Raw genomic sequence first — 12,891 nt, 5'->3', positions numbered from 1 at the left:
GGGTAAAGAAATTATAATTAATAATATATATATTAAACAACTTAATATAAGTGACCTTTTTACATTTTTAAAAAAATAAAAACTACTAAGTACTAATGACAAAAAGGTCGTAAACCAAAAATAAATATTACCAATTGAAACAATAGTTTTATCTATTGGAAACAATGATTTCATAACAATAATAAACAATAATAAAAACACAATGTAAATAGGTGCAAAGTATTTATTCAAAAAAATATTCTTAATTGAAATCATATTAATTCTAATTATCGGTTTCATCTGTTTTATAATACCCTCCCGTAAACATATACTCACCATTATCTGCTCTTTGAATTAAACGATAAGGTACCCAAGTCCCAAAATATTTTTCGCCTGTATCTAATTCAGATTGAGCGGCAGCATTGATTGAATTACCTACAGTATATGGATGAGAACCAATAGTACCATCGCCTATTCCACCATTTTCAAATTCACCTAGAATTCTATCTCTAATTTCATAAAACTTATCCCATCTTTCCGACTGAGAATTAAAATTTTGGAACTTATCCAAATATTCAAAATTCCAAGACACATATTTAGGGTCATTATATCCAGATACTCCTTCTTTATTATATGTTTTTTTCTTAATAGTTATAGGAAGGCTTCCGTATATCGCAGTATATCCTTCTCCTGAGACTTCCGTGATTGTCATAGCATGGTTATAATCATGTCCACTCATTAGGCTAGAAAACCAATTACTTTCAAGAGCTACAATATCACCAGGGTTACCTTCAGATGGTTTAGTAAATAAAGTTAAATCATTATAAAAGTCAGAAGCACCATAGGCATCGGCAACAGCTGTAGTTAAATCCTCTACAGTAGAATATTCCATTTTATCATTGTCAAAAATCCTAGGAGTACCTGAATATCTTCCATTTAAGTGGAATGATAAATTATTTTCGGCTGCATATTCAATGAAACCTTTAAATACCATATTTGCACAATCATCTTTCTTATTCGCTTTTAAATAGCTTTCATAAATTGTTTTAGCTTGAACAGACCAATAATCTGCATAAGTCATACCACTAGCATCGTGTATATCTGACCATTTATTTTTTGATTTCCACTCTGAACCTTCTAAATCAATACCATCAATAACCCTATTTTCACTAAAAGCATAAGGACTGTTCCAAGTATATACTATCTCAAGTGGATCCACAGCAAAGAACCTCCCAACTCTAGGATCATGCATTCGATACTTATAATTCATAGAATTCCCCTCCCCTTTAATCTCATCGTCCTTCTCCTGCCCTTGGAACCCATATCGGTAACTGAGGCTACTTTTATGGCGGTTGGGCAACAGCATCCCAAAGGGATAGTAATTTAAAATACTATGATATCAATAAATAAAAGAACTTCTATTGTTTAAAAATAACTAAAAAATAACACTATAGAGTTATAAGTGGTGATTTTTCTGCACCAAAATTTACTTGAAAATTTATGTTTTTATAAGTAAATAAATAAATTATGTATTTTCGTTTGTATATATTTATTAAATGAAGATAAAATACCTGATTATTATTGCTTTATTTTTTTCCTGTGGAGCCAACAAAAGCACAATACATCAAAAAAAAATACAGTCCACTACTTTTAAAGAAGATTTTTCTGTAACAACAGAAGAATTTAATCCATCTAGTAATATCACTTATTATTGGTACAAATCCAATGAGATTCTCCAATCTAAAGGGGAGTACAGTGGAGAATTGTTACATGGCACTTACACAAGGTATTATATAACTAATCAATTAGAAGAAAAGGGTGAATTTAATTATGGCTTAAAAACCAAACAGTGGAGAAGTTGGTTTGCAAATGGACAATTACAATCCATAAGAAATTATAGTAATGGGAAATTAAATGGTGTTTATCAGCTTTATGACGATACAGGATTGTTAATTATAAGCGGAAAGTATAAAAGTAACAAAAAAACAGGTCGATGGATAAATCATGTGACCAAAGACACATTACATTATAGACGAGATATTATTAAAATTGAGGACTCTTTAAAAACTAACAAACCATCCTTCTTTAAGCGGATTTTTAAGAAAAAAGATAAAGATAACAAGGATAAGATAAAACCTAAAAAGAGTAAGCCTCAAAACAAAGTAAACAAAAACTCTAAACCTAAAAAAGATTCGTTTTTTAAACGCTTGTTTTCTAAGAAAGACAAAAAAAATGTTAAAAGCTAGTTCTTTGCTCTATGCTATTTTTATTTGCTTGGTGGTTTCATTAATCTGTGGAAGCCTCATATTAATATTCAACTACCAATACCGACTTAACCAACAGTTTTTTTTAGAGAATGAACTCGTTAATTATAGCGAGACTAATTTTCTAAAAGTTATAGATCAACTTAATACCTCACAATTGAGCACTAATGGATCTATTAATAGTGATGATAATAGACTAACGACGACGTATTCTATTTCTAAATGGGGATTTTATGATCTTATTAAAACAAAAACCTATTTTAAAAACGATACAATTTATAAAACAGGATTAATAGGTAGTAAAACGGTAAATACTAAATTAGCACTGTATCTCACAGATTATAATACGGAGCTAAAAATTGGTGGTACAACCAAAATCATTGGAGATGTAAAGGTTTCTAGTTTTGGCGTAGAACAAGCCTATATCAACAATCAAAGTTTTACAGGTTCTAGATTGGTAGAAGGACATATTGGAGTTTCCAAAGATAAATTACCCACATTAAGCCTTGCAGTAAATCAAACTGTTGTGGAAAAAGAACTCTATTACGACGAATTAAAAAATAAGACATTATACAATAGTTTTTACCAACCTACAATTAGAGTTATTGTAGAAGAAACATATGATTTTGGCGATATAGAGTTATCTGGAAACTTTGTTATAGAATCTAAAGATTCTTTAGTTATCAGAGAAACGGCACAATTAAAAGATGTGCTCATAAAAGCACCTAAAGTGACACTTAATTCTGGTTTTAATGGTAATGTGCAAATTTTTGCAAAAGAACGTGTACATGTCATGAAAGACGTTAACTTATTATATCCATCAAGTATTTATATTGATAATGATGATGAAGAGAAGCCGTTAAACGTGTATTTAGGAGAAAAAAGCAAACTTGCTGGTGGCATCGTTTTAACAAGTAAAACTTATGAGGCTTCCTTAAATAGATTAATAACTATAGATAAAGATGCGCAAGTGTTAGGAGATATTTACTGTTATGGCAAAACACAATTAAAGGGCAAAGTCATTGGCACAGTATATACAGATCGTTTTTATTTAGAAACAAGTGGTGCCACCTATGAAAATCATATTGTTAATGGTACGATTAATAAATTAGAACAACCGAATTACTTTATTGGATTACCTTTATTTAATGACAATACAAGAGTTTATGAGCTTATTAAAGAGTTATAAATTAAAAGCAAGTTCGCTTATAGAATCTGTAATGGCTATTACAATTATATCTATTTGTGTCTTTATAGCAACATTGGTATATGTGAAGTTATTGGATTCTGATTATGAAGTAAGCTATTATAAAGCCAAACATAAAATTGGCGAACTACATTTGGAAACGATACAACAGCAATTGTTTGAGGATGAGACTTTTGATTTTGAAAGTTATAAGATAAAAAAGACAATAAACGATTATAGTATATTTTTAAAACAAATTGTGTTTGTTTTAGAGACTGAAACAAAAAAAGAGCGAGTAGAATATTTAGTTAAAGTTGAACAGATTGAAACTACAGAATAAAAATTTTAAAGCTTTTACCATTTTAGAAATGGTAATAAGCTTAGCCATAATGAGTATTATTATTGCTATGGTGTACGTAATTTTTACAATGTTATCTAAACAATTGTATCAATATAGCGATCAAACGGAGCTTGTTAATAATTACAATCAATTACATACGGTCTTAACTAGAGATATTCACAATTCAAATAAGATCGACTATACAGACAGTGTGTTAACATTAATGGTGAATAATGATAGTTTAACTTATACCTATAAAAGTAATAGATTAACACGAAGTTATTTAGGTGGTAAGGATACATTTTTAATAACTATAAAAGCTTTTCAAATGATTGAGAGCCAGTCGGTGTTTAATAATGAAATAAAGCATCTTGAAGTAACATATACGATGTTCGATCAAGATATTGTGGCTGTTTATTTTAAAGATGTTGGTGTGTCAAATCAAGTAAACCAAATGTTTTTTAGTTATGGGAATTGATTTGTCATCATATAATAAAACCGTAAAGATTAAGTCTAAGAAAACCAGTTTTCTAAGTAAGGAAATTCAGTTTTCAAAAGGATTTTCAGATAAAAAGAAAGAGCGTTTTTATAAAGAATTGGCTATTTTAATACAGTCAGGAATAGACTTTAAACAAGCATTGGAAATAGTTATAGAGCAGTATAAAAGTAAAGTAGATAAGGAATTAATAGGAAAAATAAAACATCAAGTCATTCAAGGTAAATCTTTGCATGAAGCTATGCAAAGCAGCAGAAAGTTTTCAGCCTATGAATATTATAGTGTGAAAATTGGTGAGGAAACTAGAAAGCTAGATCAAGTATTAATAGAGTTGCAAAAATATTTTGAGAGAAAAATAAAAATGCGAAGACAACTCATATCTGTATTTACATATCCCTCTTTTGTATTAGCGGTAACTTTTGGAGTATTATATTTTATGATGAATAATGTAGTCCCTATGTTTTCCTCAGTATTTAAGCAATTTGGTGCCGAATTACCACCACTAACACAAAAAATTATAAATATATCTCATAACTTTTCTACAATTTCAGGTGTTTTTATTTTTAGTCTTATAGCCATTATAGCATTTCACTTTTTTAATAAGAAAAAAGAATGGTATCGACGTGTCACATCGCGCGTTGTTTTAAAAACGCCCTTTTTTGGTGCCTTATTGCGTAAAATATATATGTCTCGTTTAAGTCAGTCTCTAAGTTTATTGTTATCTGCAAAAACACCGTTAGTAACGTCTTTGGATTTAACGCATAAGATGATTGATTTTTACCCAATTGAGTCTAGCTTAAGTAAAGTAAAAGCAGATATTTTAAAAGGAGTCGCATTAGGAGAAAGTTTGTCTAAATATTCCGTCTATGATCACAAATTTGTGTCTATGGTTAAAGTGGCAGAACAGATAAACAAGTTAGACAATATGTTTGAGAGATTATCAGAACAATACAATGAAGAAATTGAACACCAAACAAAGATGATTGGTGTTGTATTGGAGCCTGTAATAATTATAATTATAGGGCTTATCGTTGGTGTTATTATGGTTGCCATGTATTCACCAATGTTCGATTTAAGTAAAATTATTGGTTAATAAGGTATATATTGAAAAAAAATGCTATTTTTATGAAGGTTTGAGTTTCAAATCCAAGAGTAAATCATTAATATCATGAAGAATAAAATCAATAAAAAGGCCTATTTAGATGCCTACTCTTTAACCGAAATATTAATTGTATTAGCTATAATAGGTATTTTATTAATGATGGTGTTGCCAAATCAAACATCTGTGGTTGCACAAGCAAGAAGTATAGAGGCTCAGAAAATGCTAAATCATCTATACGGATTAGAGAAAAGTTATAATTTTAGGTTTTCTAAGTATTCTTCAAGTTTTGAAGAACTAGGTTTCGAGCAAGAAACTACAATAGATCAAGGAGGTCAAGCGGTTTATAAAATTGAAATTATAGATGCTTCTGTAAATACGTTCAAAGCAAGAGCCATATCTATTAAAGACTTTGATGATGACGGAAACTACAATACTTGGGAGATTGACCATAGAAAAATTCTGTTAGAAACAGTCAAAGATTAGTCTGTTTTTGCTACTTACAATTAATATATTACTTGTAATAATCCTACTTATTATCTTAATTCAGGATATAAAGCATAGAGCAATACATTTTATTTTACCAGTGATTTTGTTTGTAGTAAGTATTATTCGTTTTGTATATGTAAAACACAGTTTTAATGAGTTATTAATTACATTAAGTTTTTTGTTCTTAGTAATGCTGGGTTTATTTATATATTTTTCAATAAAGTCTAAAAAAATAATTAATCCAGTCAATACAGCTATTGGCATAGGAGATATTGTTTTTTTTGTGGCGATAATTCCTTTATTTTTTTCCACATCGTACATCCTTTTTTTTATTACAGGTATGTTGTTTTCGGTGTTATGCCATTTGTTGTTTAATAAGAGAAAAGAATTACACGTGCCACTTGCAGGTTATTTGTCAATTTATTTAATACTCTTAATAGCTATCAATACTATAACATCTAAAGAACTATTTTATACCCATAACATTATTTGATAACTAGTAGCGACATACAAATTACAACAGAAATTCAGCAATTAATAAATGCTGAAGTTGCACATCATTATGGAGTGATTCCAAGTGCGCTATCTAATAATGAATTAGTTCTGTTTATATCCGAATCTGAACCAAATGATAATCATGAAGAATTAGAGATGATATTAGGGTATTCGGTAACATTTGTAACAGTTCCTGAAAATCAAATATCCAAAGCTTTAACGGTCTATTATCGTAAAAATGATTATGAAATTCAAAACAAATCCGTCGACTTAACTAACGAAGATTTTTTAGAAAAACTCATTTATGAAGCTAAAGCAATGTTGAGTAGTGATATTCATTTTGAGGTTTATGAAAAAGAAGCAAGAGTACGATTGCGCATTGATGGCTTGTTGATAGAAAAATATAGAATTCCAAAAGAAAACTATTTAGAATTAGTTAATAAAATTAAGATTAAATCTAATCTAGATATTACAGAGAAACGTTTGCCACAAGATGGTAGAATAAATTATAGCGATTTTGATCTACGTGTTTCTATTTTACCAACATTACATGGTGAAAAAATAGTAATGCGAATATTGGGAAAAGATGCTTCAAATATCAGTTTAGATCAATTAGGTTTTGAAGCAGAAGAAAAAGAAATCTACTTGGAAGGTGTTAAGAACACAAATGGAATAGTGTTAATTAGTGGGCCAACAGGTTCTGGTAAAACAACAACCTTATATGCCACACTAAAACTTTTAAATAAGATTAGAAGTAACATTGTTACGGTTGAGGATCCTATAGAATATACACTTGAAGGAATAAATCAGGTACAACTTAAAGAAGATATAGGGTTAACTTTTACAAGTGCATTACGCTCGTTTTTAAGACAAGATCCTGATATTATTATGTTAGGTGAAATTAGAGATGCAGAAACTGCTAAGATGGCTATTAGAGCGTCACTAACAGGACATCTAGTACTGTCTACAATACATACAAATTCTGCATTGGGTACAATTTCTAGATTAGTAGATATGGGAGTCCCAGCTTTTTTAATTGCAGAGACTTTAAATGTTTCTGTTGCGCAGCGTTTACTAAGAAAATTATGCCCATCTTGTAAAGTATTACATGATTTTAATGCCAATGAACTACCAAGAAATTATAGCGTACCATTTAAAATAACTGAACATTATGTGGCTAAAGGTTGCGAAGAATGTTATTATACAGGTTATAAAGGAAGAAGAGCAATATATGAGGTGATTCCTGTCAATCAAGACTTGTCAAATAGAATTAAAAAAGATGCTCAAAACCTAGAGCAAAATAGGATCGAAAATATAGAAAAATTATCAGATAAAGCGTATAAATTATTTGCTAATGGTGATACATCACTTGAAGAAGTTTATTCGATATTGATCAATGGATAATATGAAGAAAGTAATAGTAATGTTTACGTTGTTTATTGTCACCATTAGTCTGGCACAGCAACAACCGTTAAGTACAATTGAAGAAAAACTAGAAGTAGTGGCTTTTCAGCAACCAGGACTTAACGAAAGAGTAGAATCAGAGGTTACAGGCCTTAATTTATATACATTTATAAGCTCTTTAGCACTTGAACACAGATTAAATGTAGATGTTGACCCACAATTAAATACCATTGTAGAAAGTAATTATTTCGATGTTCCAGTAAAAGAAGTTTTGTTATTCTTAATTAAACAGCACAATATTGAGGTCGAGTTTGTTAACAAATTTATAGTGTTCAAAAAACGAAAGGAAGTAGAAAAAGTACCTGAAAAAGTAATTGCAAAACCAATAGACATTACATACAGAAGTGAAAATGAGTTTTTGTCCGTAAATCTAAGAAATGATTCTTTACCCAGTGTTGCCGAAAAGATAACGAAGGAGTCTGGCAGAAATGTTATTGTATCTCCTGATGCTAAGAATCAAAAAATAACAGGTTATTTTCAAAACCGACCATTTGATGACATCATGGATATGATTGGGCAGTCTAATGGTTTAATAGTAATCAAAAATGAAAACGGATCCTATTTTATCCAAAAAGATGAAACGCCAAAAGAAGTAAAAACGATTGTAACTAATTCTAGCCAATCAAGCAATAGAATACGAAAAGGCGTACAAGGTGGCGCAGGTACCGAAGGTATTGAAGATTTTTATGAGGTGACAATCTCAGACTCTGGTTTTCTAAATATTAATGCCAGAGAAGCAAATGCAACTGGTCTTATAATGGAGGCTGCAGAGAAATTAAGTCTAAATTATTATATGTACAGCTTGCCTACGGAAATAGAAACAACTTTAGTAGCTGCCGAGATTAGTTTTGAAGATCTCTTAAACATTGTATTTAGAGGCAAAGATTTCACTTATAATCAAGATGCTTCAGGGGTTTATTTTATAGGAAATAGAAGTGAAGAAGGTTTACGCTCAACAGAATTAATACAGTTGGAAAACAGAACTATAGAAACCGTAATGAATTCTATTCCTACAGAACTAAAAATCAATTTAGAAATTAAGGAATTTCCTGAGTTGAATGGGTTAATTGTTTCTGGTTCAAAACCAAAAATAGAAGAGTTACGTCTTTTTCTTTATCAAATAGATAAAGTGGTGCCCATGGTACAATTAGAAGTATTTATCGTTCAGTATAATAAATCTCACGACATCCAGACAGGATTAAAAGCAGGCTTAGATCCTAATGGTGTAAACAGAGTTACCTCAGGTGTTTTATTCCCTACAACAGACGTTAACTTAAATGCAGAATCTGTAAATGGATTAATTGATATTTTTAATGGTTTTGGAATATTTAATTTAGGTAAAGTAACAGAGCAGTTCTATGCGAATTTGCAATTTTTAGAAAATAACTCTGTAATTAAGTTAGAATCTACGCCTAAAATAGCAACCTTAAGTGGTCATGAGGCAACGTTAACCATAGGAGAGACGAATTATTATTTTGAGCAAAATAATAGCATTTTTAATACAGGAATTAATAATACAATTACGCAATCTGGAACTTGGAAACCTACGGAGGCTAATCTAAGCGTTACGATTAAACCATTTGTATCTAAAGATGAGCAAATTACGCTAAAGCTTAGGGTTGAAAAAAACTCATTCTTAGGTAGAGCTGGTGAAAATGCACCTCCAGGAAAAGCAACACAATCTTTTGACTCTGAGATCCGGGTAAAAAATAATGAAATGACCCTGTTGGGAGGTTTAGATGAGCTAACAAGGGAAAACTCAGGAACTGGTGTGCCTTTTCTCGCCAGAATTCCAGTTATAAAATGGTTTTTTAGCGGTAGAGCTAAAAAGAAATCTAAATCAAAACTTCATATTTTAATTAAACCAACGGTAAAGTACTGATGCTTAGTAGTTTAATAAATATATTATTAAAACATAATACCATTGTAGTAATAGGTATATATTTTGAAACAGAAAAAATATCTTATACTTTTGTTAATGTATCTCAGAAAAACAATAAGTTAATAATTAGTAATCAGGCTTCATATAAATCATTTAATCAGGTAGAAGAAGCTTTAGAAAAAAAGCCACCAGTAATTCTAAATTTTTCAGGAAAAGGGGTTCTAAATAAAAAAACAGCTCATATTTCAGATTATAGATCTAAAGCCTTATTAAATGTAAACAAAAACGATTTTTATTTTTACGAGTACATTCAAAACAAGGATGTTTTTATTTCTGTAATAAGAAAAGAAAAAGTACTAGAGCATATTAGCATGTTTAATGCTGCTAATTTATTAGTTATAGATTATAGTGTAGGTCCTTTTATAGCTACTTTATTATCGAAACTTTCAGAAGACAAAAATGTCATATCAAATAGTACCGAATTAAAAGTTGATAATGACATTCTGTTAAGTTTTGAAACAACAAACAAGAATAAAATTCTAGCTATAGATAACCAAGCAATATCCGAAAAAGAAACGGCATTACTAGCTTCAGCAATTAACTATTTTTACCCAATAGAAACGTTTCAATATGAAAATGATTTCCTCAAAGCCAATAAAGAGGAAGCGGATTTTAAAAAATATTTTGAAATTTTAGGGGTTATGCTACTCGGAGGTTTTTTTAGTCTTTTATTAATAAGTTATTTAATGCTTGGTCATTATAATAATGAAATAATAAGTATAAATTCAAACATACAATCTGTTCAAGAAACGTATGATATTATTAAAGACCTTCAAAAAGATAGAGATAATAAAAAGGAAATTTTATATGAATCTGGTGTTTTTACCTCTCGATTTTTAGCGTATTACATTAATGAATTAACCATAAGTATTCCAAAATCAATCACTTTAAATACCTTTTCATTGTTCCCTTATGATAGAAAGATTAAAACCTCAGAAAAGATAAGATTTGAAGAGAATATTATAGTTATTAAAGGAGAATCTTCTTCAAATATAACATTTAATGATTGGTATAAAGGGCTAAAAAAGATTGATTGGATTTCAAAATCAGATATTATCAACTACCAAGCCAATAGAACTAATAATTACGATTTTGAAATAAAACTAGAGATTAGATAAGATGTTTGATAATATTTCATACAAGAAAAAGTTTTTTATCTTAATTCTCGTCGGAGTTTTATTAAGTATTAGTGCTTATAAAAGATCATTTAGTTTAACTATTGATTCTTATAAAGAGAGTAAATCACTTAATGAGCGTTTAAACTATATAAATTCGGCATCCAATGATGTTAGTGCTTTAGATAAAGAAATTAAGTTTTTAAATAATTTAATAGGTGAAGAAAGTATTGAGCCAGAGTTGGTACAGCAAGAGATATTAAATTTTGTAACCAATAATCATAATCGTGTTTCTGTAGATAATATTGAAGAGGTTCATAACGCTAAAGACAACGATTTTATTATATATTCTAATCAATTAACACTAGAAGGTTCTTTTAGAGATTTGTTAGAGGTTATTTATAATTTTGAAAAAAAATTCACCTATTCTAGATTGGTAAACGTTACGTTTTTTATTAAAAAAGATTTTAAAACACGAACAGAAAAATTGTATTCAAAAATAATATTTCAAAATTATGAGAAAGATATTCAAAGTAGGTAACTTAATAATATCAGTGGTAATTTTAATCCTTTTCGTCTTTGGTTGTGATGATGTTTTAGAAGAAGATTTAACTAACGATATGGTTAGCACTACTGCACCAACCTCTGGTCAAATAATCACTTCTAATTCAGTTTTATTTCAATGGAATGCTTTGGATGGGGCAGATGATTATACTATACAAGTAGAAAATAATAATAATGTAATCATATTAGATTCTTTGGTGCCTACAAATAGTTTAGAATATCCTTTAGGACCTGGTGCCTATGCATGGAGAGTAAGAGGTGAAAATTTTGCGTATCAAACCGCATATACTTTTCCTGTAAATTTTACCATTGAAGCATCAGATGATTTAACAAATCAAACCATTTTTCTAAATACACCAACTGATAATTATTATACCAATTCACCTTCTGGTATTCTTACAACTTGGTCAGCTATTGCTACTGCAGACTCTTATACCTTTGAGTTAGATAAACAACTTTCTGGCAATACTGCAACGGTATACCAAGAATCAGATATAACTAATACATCGCATACTATTGTAAGCACATTTTTAAATGAAGATGCAGAGTACGTATGGAAAGTTAAAGCTATAAATGATACTACAGTAACAGAAACTGAGTTTGCAAGCAGAAGTATCTTTTTAGATACAAGTGCACCCAATACACCAGCCTTAATTAACCCTGCGGATAACGCAATTGCAGTGATAAATACTGAAGTTGTGTTCTCTTGGGACACAGGTACTGATTTAGGTAGCATAAATGCTCCATTAACGCATATTTTAGAAATAGCAACGAATACAGCTTTTACTAATGCTGAAACTTACAGTACATCTTTAGACACTCAGAGTATTACATTTTTAGAAGTAGGGGACTATTACTGGCGTGTAAAGACAAATGATGATGCAGGGAACCAAGGAGTGGTTTCTACATATAACACTATAGTAATAAACTAAAATGTCTAAAAAGAATATAAATAGAGTTCTTATTGTTGTTGTCTCTTTAATTTGGGGTGTTTTAATTTACAAGTTTGTAAATACCTTTTTTGTGTCTAGCCCAATTGAAGCAGATACCATTGTATCTCAAGAAACTATTGATATTCCTCTAATAGCAAAAGATACGTTTAATTTGAAAGCCTATGAAAGAGATCCATTTCTAGGAACATTAAATAAGCCGTCTAAATCTATTACAAATAAAGTTTATAGTCTTACAGTAAAAAAAGAAGTTCCAGTTAACCAAAAATGGCCAAAAATCCAATACTTAGGATTTGTAAAGCAAGAAAAGTCTAATGACCCATTGCTACTAATTAAAATAGATAATAGGCTCTATAGAAATAAAATTAGTGGTGAGATTATGGAGAGCTTAAATATTATTTCGTTTTATAAAGATTCTATTGAGGTTAGCTTTAATAACGAAAGACGAATAATAAAAAAGAACTTATAGTCTTAATGGTATAATTACCAGTTAAATAAAACAAAAAAT

At 29.7% G+C, this 12,891-nt stretch carries 13 protein-coding genes; 12 read left to right on the top strand and 1 reads right to left on the bottom strand.

Features of this window, described 5'->3' with window-relative positions; translation table 11 throughout:
* Positions 1-262 precede the first annotated feature (262 nt).
* Positions 263-1,369, bottom strand: coding sequence for an RHS repeat-associated core domain-containing protein (locus HM987_RS14040; protein WP_262890259.1), 1,107 nt, complete (start codon positions 1,367-1,369; stop codon positions 263-265).
* 166 nt (positions 1,370-1,535) lie between these two features.
* Here HM987_RS14040 and HM987_RS14035 point away from each other — a divergent pair, with 166 nt between their 5' ends.
* The 12 genes from HM987_RS14035 (at position 1,536) to HM987_RS13980 (ending at position 12,852) form a co-directional block, all read left to right on the top strand.
* Positions 1,536-2,225 carry a toxin-antitoxin system YwqK family antitoxin gene (locus HM987_RS14035; protein ID WP_179008677.1) on the top strand — a complete coding sequence of 230 codons (690 nt, stop codon included), beginning with the start codon at positions 1,536-1,538 and terminating at the stop codon, positions 2,223-2,225.
* A complete protein-coding gene (locus tag HM987_RS14030) occupies positions 2,212-3,432 on the top strand; it encodes a hypothetical protein (protein ID WP_179008676.1) in 1,221 nt (406 codons plus the stop codon). Before HM987_RS14035 ends, HM987_RS14030 begins: the two co-directional genes overlap by 14 nt.
* The gene (locus tag HM987_RS14025; protein ID WP_179008675.1) at positions 3,410-3,769 is read left to right on the top strand and encodes a hypothetical protein; all 360 of its coding nucleotides are present in this window, start codon (positions 3,410-3,412) and stop codon (positions 3,767-3,769) included. Before HM987_RS14030 ends, HM987_RS14025 begins: the two co-directional genes overlap by 23 nt.
* A complete protein-coding gene (locus HM987_RS14020) occupies positions 3,744-4,247 on the top strand; it encodes a PulJ/GspJ family protein (RefSeq protein ID WP_317167603.1) in 504 nt (167 codons plus the stop codon). Before HM987_RS14025 ends, HM987_RS14020 begins: the two co-directional genes overlap by 26 nt.
* Positions 4,237-5,358 (top strand): type II secretion system F family protein, encoded by a 1,122-nt coding sequence (locus tag HM987_RS14015; RefSeq protein ID WP_179008673.1) that lies wholly within the window; start codon positions 4,237-4,239, stop codon positions 5,356-5,358. The genes HM987_RS14020 and HM987_RS14015 overlap by 11 nt, the downstream gene beginning before the upstream one ends.
* Before the next feature lie 75 nt (positions 5,359-5,433).
* Complete coding sequence (locus tag HM987_RS14010) at positions 5,434-5,850, top strand: type IV pilin protein (RefSeq protein ID WP_179008672.1); 417 nt, start codon at positions 5,434-5,436, stop codon at positions 5,848-5,850.
* A 492-nt stretch (positions 5,851-6,342) separates the two neighbouring features.
* The gene (locus HM987_RS14005; protein WP_306293667.1) at positions 6,343-7,752 is read left to right on the top strand and encodes a GspE/PulE family protein; all 1,410 of its coding nucleotides are present in this window, start codon (positions 6,343-6,345) and stop codon (positions 7,750-7,752) included.
* A 1-nt stretch (position 7,753) separates the two neighbouring features.
* Positions 7,754-9,694, top strand: a complete 1,941-nt coding sequence (locus HM987_RS14000) for a type II secretion system protein GspD (RefSeq protein WP_179008671.1) — start codon at positions 7,754-7,756, stop codon at positions 9,692-9,694.
* Positions 9,694-10,872, top strand: a complete 1,179-nt coding sequence (locus tag HM987_RS13995) for a hypothetical protein (RefSeq protein ID WP_179008670.1) — start codon at positions 9,694-9,696, stop codon at positions 10,870-10,872. Before HM987_RS14000 ends, HM987_RS13995 begins: the two co-directional genes overlap by 1 nt.
* Before the next feature lies 1 nt (position 10,873).
* Positions 10,874-11,410, top strand: coding sequence for a hypothetical protein (locus tag HM987_RS13990; RefSeq protein ID WP_179008669.1), 537 nt, complete (start codon positions 10,874-10,876; stop codon positions 11,408-11,410).
* Positions 11,385-12,365 carry a hypothetical protein gene (locus tag HM987_RS13985; RefSeq protein ID WP_179008668.1) on the top strand — a complete coding sequence of 327 codons (981 nt, stop codon included), beginning with the start codon at positions 11,385-11,387 and terminating at the stop codon, positions 12,363-12,365. The genes HM987_RS13990 and HM987_RS13985 overlap by 26 nt, the downstream gene beginning before the upstream one ends.
* Before the next feature lies 1 nt (position 12,366).
* Positions 12,367-12,852, top strand: coding sequence for a hypothetical protein (locus HM987_RS13980; protein WP_179008667.1), 486 nt, complete (start codon positions 12,367-12,369; stop codon positions 12,850-12,852).
* Positions 12,853-12,891 lie beyond the last annotated feature (39 nt).

It is taken from the genome of Winogradskyella forsetii (genome assembly GCF_013394595.1).
Taxonomy (GTDB): Bacteria; Bacteroidota; Bacteroidia; order Flavobacteriales; family Flavobacteriaceae; genus Winogradskyella; species Winogradskyella forsetii.
The sequence above is the reverse complement of the archived record's forward strand: the minus strand, read 5'-3'. Positions and strand labels throughout refer to the sequence as shown.